The following is a 22161-nucleotide window of genomic DNA, read 5'->3' on the forward strand; positions in this document are numbered from 1 at the left end:
CTCATAGCATTTTGTTGAGCGGCGCCGGCAGCGCCGGGTAGCCGCCGGAAAGGTGTTTGGCGAGCAGCGCCAGCGCCGCGATCAGCGCCGGGATGGCCAACAGCGTGAAAATGGTGCTGAACGACAGCTGCATCTGCATCAACACGCCACCGCTCATCGCCCCCAGAATGCCGCCAAAACGCCCGAGACCGAGCATCCAGGCCACGCCGGTCGCCCGGCTCTGGGTGGGATAGAACCCGGCCGCCAGGGCCGGCATGGATGACTGGGCGCCGTTCATGCAGGTGCCGGCGATGAACACCGTGAGCGCCATCAGCAGCGGAGAGGTATAGACATAGCCGATGATGCCGACGAACAAACCGGTCAGCAAATAGCCGACGGCCACCACCTTGTGCGGGTTCATGCGATCCATCAACCAACCGATAATCAATACGCCGAGCCCCCCGCCGAGCGGAAACAGCGCGGTGATCAGCGACGCCTGCGTAACGGAGGCGCCGGTTTCACGGATCAGCAGCGGCAGCCAACTGGTCAGCAGATAGAAGATCATCAATCCCATGAAGTAAGTCAGACACAGCATCAACGTGCCCAGCAGATAGCGACGCGAAAAGATCATGCCCAGCGGCGACGCTGCCTTTACCAGCCCCTCTTCCTGCAACATGAAGCGCGGCGGCGGCGTCATTCGGATCGGCGCAATGCGCTTCAGCACCTTGGCGATGCGCTCTGCGGCATAGCCGCGCGCGACCATGAAGCGCACGGATTCAGGCAAGGCGGCGATCAGGACCAGCGCCAGCAGCAACGGCATGACGCCGCCCAGCACCAGCACGCTCTGCCAGCCGAAATGCGGGATCAGCCAGGCGGAAGAAAAACCGCCCAGCGACGAACCGAGAGGGAAACCGCAAAACATCAGATTCACCATCAGGGCTCGGCAGCGCTGAGGGGCATATTCCGACATCAGCGTGGCGGCGTTCGGCATGGCCGCCCCCAGTCCCAGCCCGGTCAAAAAACGCAGCAGCGTCAGCGTCGAAAGCGAGCCGGCGAAGGCGGTCAGCAGGCTGAAGCCGCCGAACAGCAGCAGCGAAATCACCAGCACTTTCTTGCGGCCGATGCGATCCGCCAACGGGCCGGCGGCCAACGCGCCTACCGCCAGACCGACCAGCGCGGCGCTCATTACCGGCCCCAACGCGGTTTTGTCTATTCCCCACTCCTGCACCAGCGACGTGGCGATGAAGCCGATAATGGCGGTATCGAAACCGTCCAGCGCGACCGCCCAAAAACACAAAACCAGTATCAACCACTGGTAGCGAGAAAATGGCTGGTTATCGATAAACCCTCGAATTTCTACGTTGTTATCATGCGGCATGGCTTGCTCCTCAGAGAGTGCGGCAAACCTCACCGCACGGAACAGCCGGCTGCGAGCCGGCGAGAGGGTTAATTTGTGCGATTATCGGAATATAGTTCGTTAATCGACAATCAAATCAAACCACCCCACGGCGAATGCTTCAATATTGTTAAAAAAATAAGCGTGCGATAAACGAACATCAGAAAACGGTAAATAAAATAATTTCATTTACTATTAATTGGATATGGAGATTTAAGCCGTGACTACGGCGTGGGGAGTTGTGATTTTGTTAACATTTTACAAACATCATGAGCGCCCGGTCTGACGTTGACCCTGGGCCGGAGGGAACCGGCGCTTGTCAAACCGCGCTCGCCGCCTAAAAACAGGAAGCGAGCGCAAGCCTCGGCGCTATTGACTCACGGCGCCGTTTGCGCGGCGGCGAGGTATTTCGCCATTTCCGCCGTCGGCACCATGCCGCCGCCGGTCGCCCATACCAGATGCGTCGCCTGGGCCAGGCTCTCCGCGCTCACGCCCTGCTCGCTGAGCTGCCGCGCATGAGCGGTAACGCGCCACGGCCCGGCCATGCCGGCCAGGGCGGAGGGTTCCAGCTGGATATGCTCGTGCCTGTCCAACAATCCGAGCAGCGCGAACATCTCTTCGTCGCTCAGGGTGTAAAACGCGCTTAGCAGGCGCTCCATCGCCCGGCCGACAAAACCGGAGGCGCGCCCCACCGCCAGTCCGTCCGCCGCCGTGCGGTTGTCGATGCCGAGATCTTGCACCGCAATGCCGTCATGCAACCCGCTGTAGACGCCGAGCAGCATGCAAGGGGAATGGGTCGGTTCGGCGAAAATGCAGTGAACATGATCGCCGAACGCCAGCTTGAGGCCAAAGGCGACTCCGCCCGGCCCGCCGCCGACGCCGCACGGCAGATAAACGAACAGCGGATGCTGCGCGTCCACCACGATGCCCTGTTCGGCAAACTGCCGCTTCAGGCGGCCGCCGGCCACCGCGTAGCCGAGGAACAGGGTTTGCGAGTTTTCATCATCGATAAAGAAGCAACTCGGATCGTCCGCCGCCTGTTTGCGCCCTTGTTCGACCGCCACGCCGTAATCGTCGGCGTACTCCACCACCGTCACGCCATTGTCGCGCAGCTTCTGTTTTTTCCACGCCCGCGCGTCCGCCGACATGTGCACGCTAACGTCAAACCCCAACCGGGCGCTGATGATGCCGATGGATAATCCCAGATTGCCGGTCGAACCGACGGCGATGCGGTACTGGCTGAAGAATTGACGGAACTCGTCGGAAAACAGCCGGGCGTAGTCGTCGCCGGTGTGCAGCAGCCCCGCCTCCAGCGCCAGCTTTTCCGCGTGCGTCAGCACCTCATAGATGCCGCCGCGCGCCTTGATTGAGCCGGAAATCGGCAGATGGCTGTCCTTTTTCAACAGCAGGCACCCGCCCAACGTCTGCCCATAGCGCCGATCCAACGCGAGCTGCATGGCCGGGATCGCCACCAGCTCGGATTCGATGATCCCCTTTGTCGGTTGGGTTTCCGGGAAGGCCGCGGCAAGATAAGGCGCGAAACGCGCCAGGCGCTGCTCCGCGTCGGCGACGTCGGCGGCGGTCAACCCGACGTGGGGCAACCCTGCGGCCAGCGTTGTCGCGCGCGGATTGAACCAGGTGATCGGCTCTAGCGCGACCATGCGTTGCAACAGCGGATGCTGGGCGACCCACGATAGGATCTGTGATTTCTGCATAAGTGTCCCTGACTGATGTTGGCGTTGCCGTCACCTTGCCGCGAACGCCGGCGGCTGACAAATGATAAATTCTGAGCTTGAGGTGCAATAGATTGATGCAAGCGCGACGTTAGCCGGCCGTCACGCCAAACAGCAGGCCGACGCCGGAAGAAACCGCCATCGCCAGTGCGCTCCAGATGAGGATGCGCGCCACGCCCGGCAAGATCGGCGCCCCGCCGGTTTTCGCGGCGATGCCGCCGAGAACGCCGAGGGAAATCAGCGCCGACGCCACCAGCGCCGGCCGCGTCCAGGCGACCGGTACCCACATCGCCACCAGCAGCGGCAACAGCGCGCCGAGGGAGAAACTCAGGGCCGACGCCAACGCAGCCTGCAGCGGCCGGGCGCGGGTGGCGGAGGAAATGCCCAGTTCGTCGCGCGCGTGCGCCTCCAACGCATCATGCGCCATCAGCTTTTCCGCCACCTGCCGGGCCAGCGCCGGATCCAGACCGCGATGCACGTAGATTGACGTCAGTTCGCGAAACTCCCCCGGGTAGTCTTCAAGCAGCTCCGCCTGCTCTTCCGCCAGCGCGGCCTTTTCGGTATCCGCCTGCGACGAGACCGACACATACTCGCCGGTGGCCATCGACATCGCGCCGGCCACCCACCCGGCGACGCCGGCGATCATCAGCGCGGAATGCGAGGCGTTGGCCGCCGCGACGCCCAGCAGCAGGCTGGCCGTTGAAACGATGCCGTCGTTGGCGCCGAGCACCGCCGCCCGCAGCCAGCCGATGCGTTCAATACTGTGCCGTTCTCGGTGCATCCGTTCTCTCCCTCTGTGAGCGTTGCGCTACTCGCGCGCCGCCGCTTCCAGCCCGGCGATGTCGATTTTGCCCATCAGAAGCATCGCTTCCGTTACCCGCCGCACGCGGGCGGCGTCGGGATCGTTCATCAACTCCGTCAGGCGCCGCGGCACAATTTGCCAGCACAGCCCCCAGCGATCGCGCAGCCAGCCGCACTGCTCCGCCTCGCCGCCCTCGCTCAACGCATCCCACAGCCTGTCGACTTCCGCCTGATCGTCACATTCCACCATCACGGAGAAACTGTGATTGAACGGATCCAGCGGCCCGGCTTCGATCGCCGCGTAGCGCTGGTCCCCCAGCGTGAAGGCGGCCAGCTTCACGCTGCCGGCCGGGCCGCTCGGCGTATCCGCCGGCAGGTCGGAAAACCAGTTCACGGATGATCCGGGGATCAGCGCGACATAGCAATTCAGCGCCGCTTCCATGTCTTTTTCAAACCACAGATGTTGCGTAATTCTGGCCATCTGCGCCTCCTTTACGCATCGAGGATCGGCGCGAAACCGCCGAAGATCATGCGTTTGCCGTCGAACGGCATCTCGCCCAGCGCTTTCATGCGCGGATCGTTCATCATTTTCTCATTGGCGGCGTCGCGCACCGCTTTGGAGGGGTACTCTATCCAGCTGAACACCACCACTTCGTCTTCCTGGGCTTTCACCGCGCCGCGAAAGTCGGTGAGCTTGCCATCGGGCACGTCATCGCCCCAGCACTCCACGATGCGCGTGGCGCCAAACTCTTTGAACAGCGGCGCTGCCGCCGCCGCCAACCGGTGATAAGCCTCCTTATTGGCGGCCGGCACCGCCACCACAAACCCGTCTACGTATTTCATTCTGGCATCCTCTTGTCTGATTAAGGACAGTCGGTTCGGCGCAGGCGGAAATGCCCGCGTCCCTTACCAGTTTAGACCGCAGGCACGCAGCGCGGATCGGAAGTTCAGCGGCCGTGACAGGCCGGCGGAGACGATTCCGGTGTGGCGACCCGGTTGCGGCCGGCGTTTTTCGCTTTGTACACCGCCAGATCCGCCAGCTTCAGCAGATCCGCCAGGCTTTGGCCGGAACCGCCCGGGCAGGTCACCATGCCGATGCTGACGGTGATCTGCAGCGGATGCCCGGCCGGCATGAGGATAGACTCCGTTTCGATGCGTTGCCGCAGGCGTTCGGCCAATTGCCATCCCTGCTGCGGCTGGCCGAGCGTCGAAACGATGGCGAACTCTTCGCCCCCCATGCGGCCGAACAGGTCACCGACGCTCAGATCGGCGGCGATCGCGCGGGTAAAGGCCATCAGCGCCTGATCGCCGCCGGCATGGCCGAAACGGTCATTAATCGATTTGAAATAGTCGATATCGAGCATCATGACGCACACCAGCTCGCCCTTTTGGTCTATCAACCGTTCGCCGCGTTGCATAAACGCATTGCGCGTCAGCACGTGCGTCAACGCATCGTGATTCGCCACGTGCTCCAGCGTGCGCAGCAGCGCATTGCGCGCATAGTTCATGCTGGCCACGGCGATGGGCCCCAGCGCCAGCAGCGCGATGCCCAAACGCATCGATACCGCGTTTTGCAACACCTTCATGTCGAGCGTCGAACTCAACAGCCCGAAATCGATAGCCAGATGGCACCACAGCACATAGATCAGCACCGCAATCATGGTGCAGAACAGTGAGAAGGACATCGCCAGCCACAGCAGCACCGGCATGGGAAAGATCACCGCCCCGGGGCCGCCGATCAGCACGCTACACACCGCCGCCAGCAACAGCAGCGCCAACACCGTGAGTTTTCGCCCCGCCCGCGGCCATTGGCTGCGCTGGGTGAACATGGCGCCGGCCGCCGCAAGGCGACGTCGCCAATCGCCGGGAAACGCCAGAATAAACGGCATCAGCGTGACGTAATTGGTGAATTCGGACGAGAACCACAGCGCCAGCGAGGTCAGATAGGGTCTGCCGAACAGCCACTGCGAAGTTACGGCGCCCACCGCGCCGGTCGCGGCGGCGGCGGCCAGGCAGATGCCGAACAGGTACATGCTGGACGTGCCGCGTTGCAACATGCGCGCCGGCGGCGACAGCCGCATGAACAACAGATACCCCACCACGACGCCGGTCAGATTGGCGACATTCAGCAGCAGCGTCTTTTGCAGCGAACTGCCGGTCAACAGATCCGCCGCCAGATAGCCCAGCACCGCCATGCCCCAGCCGGCTCGCGTAGCCCACTGTGGCCGACGCACCAAAACGGCCAGCAGTACGGCGTTCACCGGCCAGAATATCGCCAGAAAGCTGCCGGGGCGACTCACGATGCCCAGCAGACACAGGGTGAACACCAACAAAAAAATGATGAGCGCGGGCCAGATTTTCCGGGTATCGGACAACGAGGTGGTTTGCATCTTGGATCCAGAGACTTCCGCTAGCATAAAGTGACAGTCTGTTCGCGTCACAACCGTCGGCGGCGAGGCGAAGATAAACGGCCGACCCGCCTATTATTGCCAGTTTTGCCTGCCCGGACACCTGTTTATTCATCAAGGGAAAATATATTTGTGTATCAATATATTGACAGGAATCACCCTTCCGACGAACAAACTGCCGCGTCCCTCCCGTCACTGCGATCGTTATTGCCATCCATCCGAATTTTTACCGGCAAAATCGCCGTCTTTTTCCCTAATGACAAAATTAAATCGTGCAATGAAGGGATACCGGCATTCCCCTCTATTCAAAACCTATAAATGATAATTATAATGATAATCGTTACTATTTATTATTTTTTCATGGAATTATATGCACCAGTCAGTTCTTCGCTACCCCACTAAAAGAAATAAAAATCACGTTCTTCGCACGCTGCCCCTGATTGCCGGTTTGTTCCCCGCGCTGGCGATCGCCGCCGCGCCCGGCGCAAAAACGGAGGAATCCATTACGGTGACCGCCGCGACCCAGCCTTCCGGCAGCTATAGCGCCGACACTGCCTCGACCGCCGGCAAGACCGCCGCGCCGCTCGCCGAGGTGCCGCAATCGGTCAGCGTCGTCACCTCTCAGGTCATTGACGACTTCCAGGTCAAAAGCGTCAATGAGGCGATGAAGTTCGTCAGCGGCGTCACCCAGGGCAACACGCTCGGCGGCACGGAGGATGGCTTCGTCAAACGCGGGTTCGGGGTTAACTCCGACGGCTCGGTCTTCATCGACGGCGTGCGCAGCAACCAAGGGCTGAGCATGGACGCCACCACCGATCGCGTCGAGGTCCTGAAAGGTTCCGCGTCGCTGCTGTATGGCATCCTCAGCCCCGGCGGCGTCATCAATCTGATCAGCAAAAAACCGCAGTATGACTGGAACACCCGCATCAGCGGCGCCACCAACAGTTTTGGCGGCGGCAGCGGCAGCGTCGATGTGACCGGCCCGCTGGGCGGCGGCTTCGCCTTTCGCCTGATCGCCGAACGCCAGCACGCAGATTACTGGCGCAATTTCGGCAGCGACGAACATACGCTGATCGCCCCCTCGCTCAGTTGGTTCGGCGACCAGGCTTCCTTTAACATCGCCTACAGCGAATACAAGTACGACATTCCTTACGATCGCGGCACCGCATTTATCGACGGCAAACCGGTCGATGTGCCCTATAACCGCCGCCTGGATGACTACGCGAACCATGCCTGGGGCAAGAACAAACGTCTGAACGCCCATTATGAGTACGCGCTCGATCCGATCTGGACGACCCACTTCAACTACGCCTGGCTGCAACGCCGTTACGACAGCAACGAAGTGCGCGCCACCGCGGTCGACACCACGACCGGCATCGTCTCGCGCCGCGCCGACGCCAACCGCGGTTTCAATCATCAAACCCACTATTACTCCTGGGATCTGACCGGTTCGCCGCAGCTGTTCGGCATGCAGCACGATCTGCTGCTGGGCGTGGACTACGAGAAAAATCAGACCTACAAGGCCTATTCCTACCGCGGCAAGGTCTCGAAGACCTTCAACATGTACGATCCGGTGTATGGCGAAACGCCGGTCACCGACAGCACCACCTACAGCGACGCGTCAAGCAACCTGCGCGCCACGCTGTTCAGCCGTTCCCTGTACGCCAAGGACAGCATTCATCTTACCGATCAATGGATCGCGGTGCTGGGCGCGCGCTATCAGTCGTATTACCAGAACAACAGCAACGGTTTCCAGAAACCGAAAAATACGCTCAATGACAAAGACGACCAGTTTTTGCCGCAGGCGGGGTTGGTGTATAAGCTGACGCCGAGCCTGTCGCTGTACGGCAATTACAGCCGTTCGTTCACGCCGTCCACCGCCATCGACGACAATGGCGACGTCGCCACGCCGGAAACCGGCACCACCTATGAGGTGGGCGGAAAATGGCAGATCACCCCGGCGTTTGACGCCACGCTGGCGCTCTATCGCATTGATGAAAGCAACATGTCGATCTTTATCAACGGCGTGACCCGCAGCATCCCCAAAGCGCGCTCCACCGGCGTCGAACTGGAGTTGAACGGGGAAGTGGCGCGCAACTGGGATCTCACCGCCAACTACAGCTACGACAAGACCGAAATTGTCGAAGACAACCTCAACCCGGACAACGTCGGCAATCGGCTGGTCAACGCCCCAACCAACATGGGCGGCCTGTACCTCAGCCGCCGCATGACATTGCCGGTGGTGCCCGGCGAGATGCGCATTGGCGGCGGCGCGCGCTACGTCGGTCGCCGCGCCGGCGATCCGGAGAACAGTTTCACCATGCCGGCCTATACCGTGGCGGATGCCTTTGTCGCCTGGGACAGCAAGCTGCTTGGGAAACATACCCAGCTGAAACTGAATGTGAAAAACCTGTTCAACCGCGAGTACTATGCCTCCAGCGCCGGTAATTTACGCGTGATTGAGGGTGAACCGCGCAGCCTGAGCCTGCAGGCGACGGTCGATTTCTAACCTGTCATGCCTTGGGCGCCGTTTGGCGCCCGTTTTCTTTGCGCCGGCCGCGGCACATCACATCGGCGAGAAAATCCAGCAACGCGCGGTTGAACAGCGCGGGCCGCTGCAGCGGCGCGAAATGGCTGACGCCCGGCAGCGTCGTCAAACGGGCGCCGGGAATGCTGCGGCTCAGGTAGGCGGCATGTTCGGCGCGGATAAATTCATCGTATTCGCTGTGAACGATCGTCACCGGCACGCGAATGGCCGCCAAATCCTGTGCGCGGTAGTCCGGCTGGCTGCTCATCATCAGGCTCACGGCGGCGACGAACGCCTCGAAATCGTCCGGCGTCGGCGACAAGGCGGCATAGTCCTGCGCATGGCGCGCAAAACAGCGCTCGACGATCGGGCTGGGCGCCAACGGTTTAACGCCGCTGGCGTCCATATTGCAGCCGAAGAAAAAAACGCCGTCCACCTGCCCGGGCGCCTGATGGGCGGCGATGAGCGCGACGCAAGCGCCGTCGCTCCAGCCCGCCAGCGCGGCGTGGGGTATTTGCAGCGCCGCCATCACCGCCAACAGATCATCGGCCATCCGATCGTAACGATACGGCCGGGCGTCGCGCGTGCTGCGCCCGTGCCCGCGGCTATCGATGAGCAACACCCCGTACCCGGCGGCCAGCAATGCCGGCAGCTGATACCCCCAGTTGCCGCTGTGGCCCAGGCCGCCGTGCAACAGGATCACCGCCGGTCCGTCGCCATAGGCGGCATACCAAATACGCGCGCCGTCGTGGTCAATATAACCCTGCCGGGCTCCCGGCGGTAAGGGCGGCGCCCCTAACGCGGCAAAGCGCGTCAAATCGTCGTCGATGTGCATCTTTCCCCCCTCGTTCGCCGGCGCGGTGCGGCGAAACGGCATCCAAGGAGTATAGATCGCACTGGCGGGCGGTAGCGTTCGCTTTCCCGACATATACTTAAAGGAGGAATCGCAATGGAGGACGGAGAGATGAAAAAGATAACGCTGGTGCTTTTGACGTTGTTGCTGAGCGGCTGTATCGGCGGCGGCGGCCCGTCGAATGCGCCGCCGGCGTCGCCGAATGAGCCCTACACCTGCAGCAACTCCGGCGCCAACAGCGACTGTTCGCAGTCCGTGGAGCCGTCGATGTACTAACCGCGTTCGGCGGGCCGTTGATGAACGACCCGCCGCCTCATGGCAGAACTAGGAAGAGTGTTCCTCTTCGTTAGCCTGATATCGCGTCGCCTGCTGCTTCATGAACACCACCTCCTGCGGGCTGGACAGGCTCACTTCCTGAGCGCGCAACAGCTTGAGGATGTTAAACAGCAGTTCACTCTTGGTGGCGCCGACCATGCGCGGGCTCGGCACATAGCCGGTCACGCTCAGGATAATGCCGTCCGGCCCCAACTGGCTGAAGCGCACATAAGGCGCCGGCGTCTCCAGAATGGTTTCGTACTCGTTGTAAGCGCTCAGCAGGATATTGCGCACCTGCTCCGGATCGATCGAGGTCGGGAACGTCAGCGCAATGGTCACCACGCCTTGCGCGTTGCCCATGGTGGCGTTACGCACGTTCTGTGAGATCAGCTGCGAGTTCGGTACGATCATGGTGGAGCGGTCGCTGAGCTGAATTTCGGTGGCGCGTACGTTGATGCGCCGCACGTCGCCTTCCACGCCGCCGATGCCGATCATATCCCCGACCTTCACCGGGCGTTCGGTCAGCAGGATCAGGCCGGAAATAAAGTTCTTCACAATCTCCTGCAAACCGAAACCGATACCGACCGACAGGGCGCTGACGATCCACGCCAGGTTGCTCCACTGGATGCCCAGCGCCGCCAGGGTGATCAGAATGACCAGCACATAGCCGATATTGCTGAACAGCGTCACCAGCGAGGCGCGAATGCCGACGTCCGAAATGGTCTTCGGCAGCAGCTCAGAGCCCAGCCAGCGCCGCACCGCGCGCAGGATGTAGATGCCGATCGCCAGGCAGATCACGGCGTTGAGCAGGTTGCCTGGCACGATGTTGAAACGCTGCAACCCTTCGCCGGTCAGGATCGAGACGATTTTCTCCATCAGCGAGCCCGGCGTGGTGCTGCCGAACGAGCCGTTGAACAACGCGACGATCATCAACAGCAACAGTGAACATTTGGCCAGCGCGGTGGTGATGATCGCCACCTGCTCCAGATGGCGATCCTTGAAGCTGAGCGTTTTCTTCAGCATCTTGCCGCTGACGGTCTGCGGCGAAAACAGCGCGGCGCACAGGTCAGTGGCGAACAGCACCATGAAGTAGAACGCCATCAGCACCAGCACCACCCAGATGAGCTGGTAGGTCAGGAAGCGGGCGAAAGCGATATAGCCCACGAGCAGTGAAAGCAGGATCACCACCGAACACACCAGGGTGACGATATGCACCAGCCCGCCGACCAGCGTGCGTTTTTCCAGGTGCGCGCCCTGCTGCTCCAGACGGCGACGAATGCGCTGGCCGCGCAGCGGCGCCGCCAGCAGCACCATGCCGATCAGCCCCGCCACCAGGCCGTTACCGAAGATGGTGGTGGCCAATGAGGCGCTGACGACGTTGTTGATCAGCTCCACGGTGCCGAACGCCAGCGCCAGGCCGGCCAGCAGCGGCGAGAAGTAACGCAGCCCGGCGGCCACTTCATTGTCCAGCGAAGCCAAACGCCAGGACGGGCGATTCAGCGACAGCGCCGCACGCCCCAGCCCGGCGATCAGCGCGCAGAAAATCCCCAGACGGTTAAAGCCTTCGGCGAAGTCTTCCAACATGACCGGCAGCGGCTGCACGCGGATAAAGACGTAATACAGCAGGTTCAGCGCAATCGAGGTGGTGATCACCGTCACCGCCACGGTGATGATGGCCATAAAGCTGCGGCGCAGGCGCCCGTCCGGCAGGAAGCGAATGCTGACCCAGGCGAGGAAACGCTCGGACAAATAGCGCCCCCAGGACCAGACGATCACCGCCAGCGCCAGCAACGCCAGGGTGCCGTACCGCCATTCGTCCTGCCAACTGGCGTCCCAGGCCGCTTTCATCTCGGCGTTGAACTGGTCCAGCCGCTGCACGTCATCCGCTGACGGCTGCACGACCGGCGTCCAGAATTTGACGCCCAAAATGCTGCCGGTGTTCAGCGCCAGTTGGGTTTTGAACGCCACCCGACGCAGATCGCTGATCTGCTGGCCCAGGTCGAAGGCGCTGGTCTTGATGGCCTGCGCGCGTTTTACCGCATCGTCCAACTGCTTCTTGCTGCTGTTCAGCGCATTGCGCTGCTGGGCGACGGCCGGGGTTTCCGGCAGCGCGCCGGCCGCCGGGGCCGGCCCCAGCACGTCCAGCTGCGCCTGCAGTTTTTCCTGCACCGGCTGCAGATCGGCGGACAATTTATCCATGCTGGCGACCAGATCGTCCGTCGCCAACCGCAGCTTGCTGAGCTGGGTGTCGGTCGTCGCTTTGGAAACCAGCTGCTTCATGCTGTCCAACTGCTTTTGCGCGGCTTTCAACTGCGTAGCGGGATCGGGCGCGCTTTCGGCGGCGGGATCATCCTGGGTGGCGGCGACGGCGGCGAACGGCGTCAGTTGCATACCCAACAGCAATAATAACAACAGCAGGAACGGGCGAGGCTTTAACATAAATTCAGTGCTCAGCATCATTATCTGATAGACAGACGAACAGGCGGCGGATGAACCGTCGCTTAACCATAAACGCTAATTATAATAGCTGCTTAATGTCGGCCGAAATACAGTAATTATTCCCATTGTGTGCCACGCGCCCGCGCTCGCCTTAGCTTGCTGATTATTCGGGCGCTTTTACACTGGCGATACGGCATGAAGCGCTCTATAATCCAGCCACCGATTAACCTGCAACCAATAAAAGGAGACTTACTATGCTGACGTGTGAATTGGTTTTTCACTCACACTTCTTTGGTAATCGTCGCCGCTCAAGCATTACCGGTATCGCGCTGCGATAACCCAGCTTGAGCGAAGCTTACTAAAATCCAGGATCTTCCCTCCGGCTTACCGGGTTATCGTCAGCAATGTTTGACGATTAGGCATTGTCATGCCTGTAACTCTTGAGTAAGCAATGAGCACATTACTGTCTGCACAATCTGTCGGTTACGACAACGCGTTCGGCGTCCTGCTGAGCGAGATTTCCTTCAGCCTGAAAAAAGGCGACCGCATCGGTTTGATCGGCGATAACGGCTGCGGCAAAAGCACCCTGCTGCAAATTCTCAGCGGCGACCTGCCTGCGCACACCGGATCGGTGACATTGTCACATCAATGTCTGATGGCGCGCATCGAGCAGCACCTGCCGCCGGAACTGCACGCCAGCACCCTGCTGGATGCGGTTCTGGCGCGGCTGCCTGCGGGCCAACACCTCAGCGAACGCTGGCGCTGCGAAGCGCTACTGGCCGAGCTGGGGTTTGAACCGGCGAGCTGGATGCTGACCGCCGGCACCCTCAGCGGCGGCCAGCATACGCGGCTGCTGTTGGCGCGCGCGCTGATCCGCCAGCCCGATCTGCTGCTGCTCGACGAACCCAGCAACCACCTGGACCTGCCCACGCTGCTGTGGCTGGAACAGTTCTTGCGTAACTGGACCGGCAGCTTCGTGCTGGTGTCGCACGATCGCTATCTGCTCGACCAGGTAACCAACTGCACCTGGATCCTGCGCGACAAAACGCTGCAGTTCTTCCGTTTGCCCTGCTCTGCGGCGCGCACCGCGCTGGCGGAACAGGACGCCGCGGACGAACAGCGGCGCCACGCCGAGCAAAAGGAAATCGACCGGGTGGAAAAAAGCGCCAAGCGCCTGGCGACCTGGGGCAAGGTCTACGACAACGAAGATCTGGCGCGCAAGGCCAAGCAAATGGAGAAGCGCGTCGATCGGTTGAAGGAAGAACAGACCACCCTGACCGCCGGCAGTCCATGGCGGCTGCGGCTGCAGGGAGAAGCGCTGGACGCCGATCGCCTGCTGGCGCTGCCGCACTGGGCGGTGCGCCCGGCGCCGGATGCGCCGGTGCTGTTCAGCCTGGAACATCTGCGCGTGAAAAGCGGCGATCGCATCGCCATCGTCGGGCGCAACGGCTGCGGAAAATCGTCGCTGTTGCGCCTGCTGTGGCGCGAGTATCAGCAACAAACGCAGCGCCCGGCGCTGTTCCATCCGCGCGTGCGTATCGGCTATTACGATCAGAGCCTGCAACAGCTGCGCGATGAAGACACGTTGAGCGAAGCGCTGGCGCAGTTTGCGCCGCTGACCGAGGAACAGCGGAAAATGGCGCTGATCGGCGCCGGGTTCCCTTACCTGCGCCACCATCAGCAGATCCGTTCGTTGAGCGGCGGCGAGCGTTCACGGCTGCTGTTTGTCGGCCTGACGCTGGCCAACCATTCGTTGCTGCTGCTGGACGAGCCCACCAACCACCTGGATATGGCGGGCAAAGAGGAGCTGGCGGAAACGCTGCGTCAGTTCCCCGGCGCCGTCATGCTGGTCACCCACGATCGGATGCTGATCGAACAGAGCTGCAACCGCTTTTGGCTGATAGACCAACAAAAACTGGAGGAGTGGCACGATCTGGCGCCGGTGTACCAGCGTCTGGCGGGCGAAACGCCGGCGCTGCCGACGGCGCACGAGGCCAACGCAGACGCCCCGACGCCAAACCCGCAGTTGGAAGGCGAAGAGGCGTTGCTGACCGCCCTGTTTGCCCTCGAAAGCAAACTGGAGGCCGACCTGGCGCGTAAACCGAAGCATCAAAAACCGGAGCTTCAGGCGCGTTGGCGCCGCGAGATTGCCGACATCACCGCCCGGTTGCATCTGGGCTAATCCCACAGGCCGCCCGGCGGCCTGTCAGGCTATTGACAAAGAGGGGAAAAAGCGTGGTTTTTCCCCTCTTTGTGGTGATCAGTCGAAAATCAATAAATTGATTTTCCTTGTTTTTTATTCGGTGCTCTCTGCCAACCCGGCAAGGGTATAAGGTTTGTCATCAATCTCACAGGCCGCCCGGCGGCCTGTTTTTTCCTCTTTGTAAAACCGCGTGCCGCCGGCGGCTTGAGGCGCGACACGCAGCGCTTTTGTTATCCGCAGCGCTGAGCGACACATTACTTTCATCATTCTCTGGCAGGCTACGGCCATTCCTTTTTTTCGTTATCAGGCACTGCATGACGTCACTCTCTCCACGGGACATCGAGGCGCGCTACCGCTTCGCGCGTGAGATCGCCCGCGCCGCCGCCGATCTCGCCTTCAGCTTTTACCAACGCCGGCAAAGTCTGGCCGTCGAGTTTAAACAGGGCCTGCAGGACGTGGTCAGCGAGGCCGACCGCCGCGTCGAGGCGCTGATCCGCCGCATGATTAACCGGCGCTTTCCTCTGGATGGGTTTCTCGGCGAAGAGAGCGGCGGCACCAACGATAGCGCGGCCTGCCTTTGGGTCGTCGATCCGATCGACGGCACCGCCTGCTTCCTGAACGGGCTGCATACCTGGTGTATCGCGATAAGCGTGGTGATCGACGGTGAGCCGACGATCGGCGTGGTTTACGATCCCAATCACCGCGAGATGTTCCGCGCCTGCCGCGGCCAAGGCGCTTTCCTCAACGGGGAACCGATCGGCGTGCATGCCGGGCGCAGCGTCGCGGATGGCGTGATGGGCCTCGGGGTATCACCGCGCGCCTCGGCGGCGGAATTCAGCGGTTTTCTCTGTCGCCTGCTGCAGGCGGGCGGCATGTTTGTGCGCAGCGGCTCCGGCGCGTTGATGACCGCCCAGGTGGCCGCCGGTCGGCTGCTGGGCTATTACGAACCGCACATGAATGCCTGGGACAGCCTGCCAGGGCTGGTGCTGACGCGCGAAGCCGGCGGCGTGGCGAATGACTTTATGCATCACAACGGGCTGCGACGCGGCAACCCGCTGCTGCTGGCCAACGCGGCGCTCTATCCGCAATTGGCCGAGCTGATTCAAACGCCGGGCTTGATCGGCTCGACGTGCCCTATCGCGCGTGAGATGGCCGGATAAAGCGCGCGCAGCCGCCGCTCGACCCGATCGACCGCATCGTGCGCCGCGGCGATGGTTACCGCCGGCGACACCCGGCAGTGGAAGTTGACGATGATGCCGCCGTCGGTTCTGCGCGCCCGGATGTTGTGCACGTCTTGCACCTTATCCCCCTGCTCCAGCGCCGACTGCAAAATCAGCCGGATATCGGCCAGCTCGGCGGCGGAAACATCCTCGCTGGCCAGCCAGTGCGGCGTCTGCGGCTCCAGATGTGTCTCTATCTCGGTGTCCTCGCCGATCGCCTGACGCAGGATCCCTTCTATCTCCGTGGCGATATCATGCGCCTGCGCCACGCTGGCGTTGGCCGGCACCGCCAGATCCATGCCGATCGCCATGTGCGTCGGCAACTGCTGCAAAGTGACGTTCTGCACCTGCGCGCCGTGATTGGCGGCGATCGCCCGAATGCGCGTCGCCATGTCTTCGTCGCTGCGGGTCTGCGGCACCGCGATGACGGTAAACTCCGCCTTGGCATACTGCTGCCGCAGCCGTTCGACGATTTCTCGCTTCAACGCATCGATGCGCTCCAGCGGCAAGGTGCGGCACACCGCCACCGTGATCTCGACAAACAGTACGGCGCCGGCGTTGCGAATACGCACGCTGTCGCAGGCCAGCACCGCCGGGAAGCTGTCCAGCGTGGCGCGAATCGCCTCGGTGGCCCCGGCGGGCGCGGCATCCATCAGCGAGTCGAAGGAACGTTTACCCAGTTTGATTGCCGCGACAAAGATAAAACCGGCGACGATCAGCGCGGCGATGGCGTCCGCACGGCCAAAGCCCAGCAGCACAAACACCATGCCCAGCAGCACCACGCCGGACGAAAGCATGTCGGAGAAGAAATGCAGCGCATCCGCCTCCAGCGCCGCGCTGTCGGTCGCCTTGGCGACGCGGCTGAGCGCCCGCACGCGGAAAAAATCGACGCAGATGGAAATCAGCAGCACCGCGATCACCGCCGGCGCCGCGACTATCTCATGCGGTTGTCCAAGCAGGCTGCCGCCCGCCTCGTAGACGATCCAACCGGCGGCGCCGAGCAACAGCAACACCTCGAACAGCGCCGCCAGGTTTTCCACCTTGCCGTGGCCGAAGTGGTGATCGTCATCGGCGGGTTTATCGCTGATGCGCACCGCCAGCCAGGTGATGCTGGTGGCGATAAAATCGGTGAAAGAGTGGATCCCTTCGGATATCAGGCCAATACTGCCGGTAAAAATGCCGGCGACGAATTTGCCCGTGGCCAGTAACCCGCTGGCGATCATCGAGTTTCTGGCCACGGCCTGTTTTTCATTTTGCATTATGCTGCTCACATTCGGACAGTGATTTATTTTTTTACTTTAGAGGATAATTGCCAGACAAAGGCGATCAGCAGCATACTGCCAGAGAAAGTCAGCATGAGGCTAGTAAGAAAATTGGATTTTCCGGTGGAATAAAAATAAATCTCATTCACCCCCACCGAAATCATTAAAATGGCGTAGAGCAATCCCAGAATAAGAATCGTCATTATTATCAACTCCCGTATCAGGCCGCGCGTTCAGCGCGCCGCTAAATCCTCCCCATAATAAATAGCGGTTACGGGGAGGATGCATCTAGGCGGATCTTTAGCGTTCATCAATCATCCCATTTGGTGCTCATATAGGCCGCCAACAGGCCCAGTGAGCTGATCATTGCCAGGAATCCCATAAAAATAGTCATGTTTCCCATTGTTTTGTCCTCAGGTTAAATGTTATCGATAAAATCCCCTTGCGTTAAATATCGGGGTTGGTCGGTATCCATGGTTTTTTAACGTCCTCCTCTTTTTTGCAACATTCCCGCGCTTTCAAGCGCGGGACCCGTTTAAATTCCCAGGACGTGCTGGGCAATTTTGAAATAGATAATCAGGCCGGTGCCATCGATAAAGGTGGCGATAAACGGCGCCGACACCACCGCCGGATCGATACCGAGCCGTTTCAGCAGCATCGGAATGATCGACGAAACAATGGCGCTCCATACGGTGATCGCCACCAGCGACAGGCTGACCACCAGCGTCACCTCCATGCCGACGCCCATGATCCAGGCGCGCACCCAGGCCGCCAGACCAATGGTGACGGCGATCAGCAGCGAGGTCGTGACCTCTTTGCGGATCACCGCGCCCAGATTGCGCAGGCTGACCTCGCCCAGCGCCATGGCGCGCACCAGCGTCGAGGTGATCTGGGTGCCGCTGTTGCCGCCGGTGCCGATCAGCAGCGGGATGAAGAACGCCAGTGCAATCGCCGCTTCGAGCTGATCTTCAAACGCTTTCAGCACGTTGCCGGTGTAAGCTTCGGCCACGAACAGCATCAGCAGCCACACCGAGCGTTTGCGCCACAGCGCCCACGGGCTGGTCTCCAGATAAGGCTTGTCCAGCGGCAGGCTCGCGCCCTGACGCTGCGCGTCTTCGGTGTTTTCATCTTCGACCAGCCGAGCGATCTCGCGCTCGCCCAGCACGCCGACCAGCGTGTTGTTCGCCACGACCGGCACCACGTCCAAACCGCCTTTGCCCAGCAGATGCGCCACGTCGTTGCGATCGTCGTCGGGTGAAACCTGGAAATAGCTGTAATCCATCATTACCCCGACCGCTTTATCCTGTTCTTCGCACTGCAGCAGTTTTTTCACCGACAGCGTGCCGCGCAAATGATAATCGTCTGCGGTAATAAAGACCCGGGTAGGAATTTCGTCCGTTTTTAGCTGTGAAAGTAAATATTCCCGGGCATGCGTGACCGTCATCGTCGCGGGAACGGTAATAAAATCGGCGTTCATATAACCGGCGACCGAAGTTTCATCGAGAGTTTCAGTCGCGCGCAGCGCCGGAGAAGAAGAGTATTGATGTGACTTGATCATTTTGTCAGTCCCTATTTCTGTTGTGAACTTCAACAGCGAATCGCATAGGGGCGTAACCACAGAGGGAGTGCAGACTGCCTATCTCCGCGTCCAGGTTTTAGCACTATACAACGTATCCGAATTGTTGCTCGGAAGTTACTTTGGGCTGAACCTTAATCCGATAAAGCCTGTCTTAACCTTGGGCATCTCTCGATGTCGTCAGATCAGTAACCTGTGTTTGTATAGGAGCCTCGCCAAACGAGATACTGCATATAAACTACCGGCGCAGTATAGGCGTTGTTTTATCCGGCGGGAAGAAAAGATTGCCCGTCGTTTATGGAGTATTTAGGATATTTTTATTAAACGCGAATCTATAAAAACGGCTGATATAAATCAGCCGTTTTTTTATTTATCAGTGCGCGAGAATGTAGACGTTTTTATCGTATAGGGCGCCCTGTCGGGTGAAGTCGATCCCCTTGACGTAGGGTTTGATGAGCGTGGCGTTGGCTTCGTAGTACACCGGCGCGACCGGCGTATCGACGGCCAGCACCGCCTCGGCCTGCTGGAAATACTGCTGCACCTGCTGCGGTGTCGGCGCCGCCGTCGCCTGATGCAGAATGCGATCGTATTCCGGGTTACGGTATTTGGGGCTGTTCTCGCTGCTGTCGGCGCGGAACACATTCAGGAAGGTAGAAGGATCGTCGTAATCCGCCAGCCAGCGGGTAAAGGCTACGCTGTACTGGCCGCGGTTGATATTATCCAGCGTCACTTTACGCTCCTGGCTTTGCATGCCGGCCTCCACTCCGAGGTTCTTTTTCCACATGGCGGCGGCGGCGATGACGATCTTCTTGATGGTGGCGTCATTGCTGTACAACACGGTAAAGCGCAGCGGATGCTCGGCGTTGAAACCGGCCTCCGCCAACAACTGTCTCGCCTGGGCGTGGCGTTGTTCCGGCGTCAAACCGGCCGCAGCGCCGGCCTGCAGGCGATAGCCGCCCGCCCCCGTTGGGGTAAAGGTCCAGGCCGGCTGCTGGCCGTATCCCAGCACCTTGCCGGCGATAATCTCTTTGTCCAGCGCCAGGTTCAGCGCCTGGCGCACCCGCACGTCGTTAAACGGCGTCTGCCGGTTATTGAAGGCGAAATAGCTGGTGGAGAGCAGCGGATAGGTCACCAGCTGTTGATCCCCGAGCGTTTTTTTCAGCTGCTGATACAGTTCCGGCGGCGTGGTATAGCCCAACTCCACCTCGCCGGCGCGGAAACGCGCCACCTCCGGGAACCCCTGAATCGGCAGGAAGGTCACCTTGTTGAGCACGGTGTTGGCGTTATCCCAATACTGCGGATTGCGTTCCACCACCACTTTTTCGTTCACCACCCACTCGCTGAGACGAAACGCGCCGTTGCCGACAAAATGCGCCGGTTGAGTCCAGTTTTTGCCGTATTGCTCAACCACCTTGCGGTTGACCGGCAGAACCGGAAAATGCACCAGTTGTTTGAGCAGGTAGGCGTTGGGCTCAGACAGCGTCACCTGCAAGGTGTGCGCGTCCAGCGCTTTAACGCCCAGCTCGCTCGGCGGTTTGCTGCCGGCGTTGATCGCCGCCGCATTCAGCACATAGGCCGAGGCCAGATAGCTGCCGTACGGCGACGCGGTTTTCGGATCGGTGAGGCGCCGCCAGCTGTAAACGAAATCGTCGGCGGTCACCGGATCGCCGTTCGACCATTTGGCCTGCGGCCGCAGATGGAAAGTCCAGACGTTGCCCTGGTGCTCCCATTTCTGCGCCAGCGCCGGGATCACTTCGCCCTCTTTTCCGACTCGCAGCAGACCTTCGAACAGATCGTTGAAGATGTAGAACTCCACATTGCTCTCGGCCAGGTTCGGATCCAGCGTCGCCGGTTCATACCCGTTGGCGCGCACCAATTCCTGTACCGGCGCCAGTTTAGCGCCCGCCGGCACCTCCGCCGCGTGAGCGATCGTAGCGTTTAAAGTCAGGAGGATTAAACCAGCCATTTTCTTGCCATTGAATGAATATTTCACGTCGATATCCCTGATGAGTGTTTTATCGCGTTCAATATGCAATGTGGCAGTGGAATAAATTAAATCATTAATCGCTATGAGTCATAACCAAAAGCGGTGTTGAATTTCTTTCATTATCAAAGAAGTACTGGATAAAGGATGGCGATAAGCAACAGAGCGGGTGCAAGGGCCGGCATGGCCGAACCAACATCTTGAAAGCAGAGAGAGAAATAATGCGGGCAATCAGTACAGATTATTCCAGCCGAAGCTTAACGTATCCTTAGGGCAATTCATTTTGTGAGCGATCGTCAAAAATAATTTAATACGAATCGTTTTCACTATCATTATGGATGTTCTTGGCTAAAATCGGGCTGCTTGCGCTTGCCAGGCGATATTCGTTTTCCTCATTCGAACGCTAAAAAGGATAACTGCATGAAGCTGCGTATTTCATCCCTCGGCCCCGTGGCCCTGCTCGCCTCCTCGATGATGCTGGCCTTCGGCGCTCAGGCGGCTCCCGCCGACCAAGGCATCGTTATTTACAACGCCCAGCACGAAAATCTGGTGAAATCCTGGGTCGACGGTTTTACCAAAGACACCGGCATCAAAGTCACGCTGCGCAACGGCGGCGACAGCGAACTGGGCAATCAGCTGGTGCAGGAAGGCAGCGCATCGCCTGCCGACGTGTTCCTGACGGAAAACTCCCCGGCGATGGTGTTGGTGGATAACGCCAAGCTGTTCGCCCCGCTCGACGCCGCCACGCTGGCCCAGGTAGAGCCGCAATATCGCCCAAGCCACGGCCGCTGGATCGGCATCGCCGCCCGCTCTACCGTATTCGTCTATAACCCGGCCAAACTGACCGACGCGCAGTTGCCGAAGTCGCTGCTGGATCTGGCCAAGCCGGAATGGAAAGGCCGCTGGGCCGCTTCGCCATCGGGCGCCGATTTCCAGGCGATCGTCAGCGCGCTGCTGGCGCTGAAAGGCGAGAAAGCAACGCTGGACTGGCTGAAAGCGATGAAAACCAACTTTACCGCCTATAAAGGCAACAGCACGGTGATGAAAGCGGTCAATGCCGGCCAGATCGACAGCGGCGTGATCTATCATTACTACCCGTTCGTCGACGGCGCTAAAACCGGCGAGAACAGCAAAAACATCAAGCTGTACTACTTCAAACATCAGGATCCGGGCGCATTCGTCAGCATCTCCGGCGGCGGCGTGCTGGCTTCCAGCAAGCATCAGCAGCAGGCGCAGGCGTTCATCAAGTGGATCACCGGCAAACAGGGCCAGGAGATCTTGCGCACCAATAATGCCTTCGAATACGCCGTCGGCGTCGGTGCGGCTTCCAACCCGAAACTGGTGCCGCTGAAAGATCTGGACGCGCCGAAGGTAGACGCCGCGCAGTTGAACAGTAAGAAAGTTGTCGAACTGATGACAGAGGCCGGCCTGCTGTAAGGCCCGCCGGCAAACCGAGAGTTTTTGA

General features: G+C 60.3%; 18 protein-coding genes and 1 riboswitch. Of the genes, 5 read left to right on the forward strand and 13 right to left on the reverse strand.

The genetic code is table 11. The features are described from left to right. Window position 1: 1 nt before the first annotated feature. From ACJ8IP_RS04085 to ACJ8IP_RS04110, 6 genes are all read right to left on the reverse strand, one after another. Complete coding sequence (locus ACJ8IP_RS04085) at window positions 2-1357, reverse strand: aromatic acid/H+ symport family MFS transporter (RefSeq protein ID WP_164106244.1); 1356 nt, start codon at window positions 1355-1357, stop codon at window positions 2-4. Between the two features lie 395 nt (window positions 1358-1752). Beyond that, the gene (locus ACJ8IP_RS04090) at window positions 1753-3090 is read right to left on the reverse strand and encodes a D-serine ammonia-lyase (RefSeq protein ID WP_164106243.1); all 1338 of its coding nucleotides are present in this window, start codon (window positions 3088-3090) and stop codon (window positions 1753-1755) included. A gap of 109 nt (window positions 3091-3199) precedes the next feature. Continuing rightward, a complete protein-coding gene (locus ACJ8IP_RS04095) occupies window positions 3200-3889 on the reverse strand; it encodes a VIT1/CCC1 transporter family protein (RefSeq protein WP_042784570.1) in 690 nt (229 codons plus the stop codon). Between the two features lie 27 nt (window positions 3890-3916). After that, window positions 3917-4390 carry a VOC family protein gene (locus ACJ8IP_RS04100; protein WP_042784572.1) on the reverse strand — a complete coding sequence of 158 codons (474 nt, stop codon included), beginning with the start codon at window positions 4388-4390 and terminating at the stop codon, window positions 3917-3919. 11 nt (window positions 4391-4401) lie between these two features. Further along, window positions 4402-4752 carry a DUF1428 domain-containing protein gene (locus ACJ8IP_RS04105; protein ID WP_025302905.1) on the reverse strand — a complete coding sequence of 117 codons (351 nt, stop codon included), beginning with the start codon at window positions 4750-4752 and terminating at the stop codon, window positions 4402-4404. A gap of 104 nt (window positions 4753-4856) precedes the next feature. Beyond that, window positions 4857-6299: a GGDEF domain-containing protein gene (locus ACJ8IP_RS04110; protein WP_033650342.1), complete on the reverse strand. Its 1443-nt coding sequence runs from the start codon at window positions 6297-6299 to the stop codon at window positions 4857-4859. A gap of 388 nt (window positions 6300-6687) precedes the next feature. Between ACJ8IP_RS04110 and ACJ8IP_RS04115 the strand changes: the two genes are divergently transcribed. Continuing rightward, a complete protein-coding gene (locus ACJ8IP_RS04115) occupies window positions 6688-8826 on the forward strand; it encodes a TonB-dependent siderophore receptor (protein ID WP_439332682.1) in 2139 nt (712 codons plus the stop codon). 4 nt (window positions 8827-8830) lie between these two features. Here ACJ8IP_RS04115 and ACJ8IP_RS04120 read toward each other — a convergent pair whose 3' ends face one another. Further along, the gene (locus tag ACJ8IP_RS04120) at window positions 8831-9679 is read right to left on the reverse strand and encodes an alpha/beta fold hydrolase (protein WP_147837953.1); all 849 of its coding nucleotides are present in this window, start codon (window positions 9677-9679) and stop codon (window positions 8831-8833) included. A gap of 129 nt (window positions 9680-9808) precedes the next feature. Between ACJ8IP_RS04120 and ACJ8IP_RS04125 the strand changes: the two genes are divergently transcribed. Continuing rightward, window positions 9809-9973, forward strand: a complete 165-nt coding sequence (locus tag ACJ8IP_RS04125) for a hypothetical protein (protein WP_176445936.1) — start codon at window positions 9809-9811, stop codon at window positions 9971-9973. Between the two features lie 48 nt (window positions 9974-10021). Here the strand turns inward: ACJ8IP_RS04125 and ACJ8IP_RS04130 are convergent, their stop codons facing one another. After that, entirely contained in the window at window positions 10022-12451 is a 2430-nt protein-coding gene (locus ACJ8IP_RS04130) for a DUF3772 domain-containing protein (RefSeq protein ID WP_169539598.1), read from the reverse strand. Between the two features lie 451 nt (window positions 12452-12902). On the opposite strand from ACJ8IP_RS04130, the gene ACJ8IP_RS04135 reads away from it, so the two are divergent. Both ACJ8IP_RS04135 and ACJ8IP_RS04140 read left to right on the forward strand, forming a co-directional pair. Next, a complete protein-coding gene (locus ACJ8IP_RS04135; RefSeq protein ID WP_164106242.1) occupies window positions 12903-14633 on the forward strand; it encodes an ABC-F family ATP-binding cassette domain-containing protein in 1731 nt (576 codons plus the stop codon). 335 nt (window positions 14634-14968) lie between these two features. Continuing rightward, window positions 14969-15814: an inositol monophosphatase family protein gene (locus ACJ8IP_RS04140; RefSeq protein WP_164106240.1), complete on the forward strand. Its 846-nt coding sequence runs from the start codon at window positions 14969-14971 to the stop codon at window positions 15812-15814. Here ACJ8IP_RS04140 and ACJ8IP_RS04145 read toward each other — a convergent pair. From ACJ8IP_RS04145 to ACJ8IP_RS04165, 5 genes are all read right to left on the reverse strand, one after another. After that, window positions 15757-17133, reverse strand: a complete 1377-nt coding sequence (locus ACJ8IP_RS04145) for a cation diffusion facilitator family transporter (RefSeq protein WP_089197088.1) — start codon at window positions 17131-17133, stop codon at window positions 15757-15759. The genes ACJ8IP_RS04140 and ACJ8IP_RS04145 overlap by 58 nt on opposite strands. 26 nt (window positions 17134-17159) lie before the next feature. Next, entirely contained in the window at window positions 17160-17339 is a 180-nt protein-coding gene (locus tag ACJ8IP_RS04150; protein WP_004938106.1) for a hypothetical protein, read from the reverse strand. Window positions 17340-17446: 107 nt separating this feature from the next. Beyond that, on the reverse strand, window positions 17447-17539 hold the full coding sequence (mgtS, locus tag ACJ8IP_RS04155) for a protein MgtS (protein WP_004938109.1): 93 nt from the start codon (window positions 17537-17539) through the stop codon (window positions 17447-17449). Window positions 17540-17671: 132 nt separating this feature from the next. Next, window positions 17672-18694, reverse strand: coding sequence for a magnesium transporter (locus ACJ8IP_RS04160; protein ID WP_033643160.1), 1023 nt, complete (start codon window positions 18692-18694; stop codon window positions 17672-17674). Window positions 18695-18769: 75 nt separating this feature from the next. Further along, a riboswitch (M-box (ykoK) riboswitch) is annotated at window positions 18770-18943 on the reverse strand. 142 nt (window positions 18944-19085) lie between these two features. After that, entirely contained in the window at window positions 19086-20678 is a 1593-nt protein-coding gene (locus ACJ8IP_RS04165) for an ABC transporter substrate-binding protein (RefSeq protein WP_442524319.1), read from the reverse strand. A gap of 438 nt (window positions 20679-21116) precedes the next feature. On the opposite strand from ACJ8IP_RS04165, the gene ACJ8IP_RS04170 reads away from it, so the two are divergent. After that, the gene (locus ACJ8IP_RS04170) at window positions 21117-22133 is read left to right on the forward strand and encodes an iron ABC transporter substrate-binding protein (RefSeq protein ID WP_033650336.1); all 1017 of its coding nucleotides are present in this window, start codon (window positions 21117-21119) and stop codon (window positions 22131-22133) included. Window positions 22134-22161 lie beyond the last annotated feature (28 nt).

The organism is Serratia sp. CY52157, from assembly GCF_052168495.1.
Lineage (GTDB): Bacteria > Pseudomonadota > Gammaproteobacteria > Enterobacterales > Enterobacteriaceae > Serratia > Serratia ureilytica.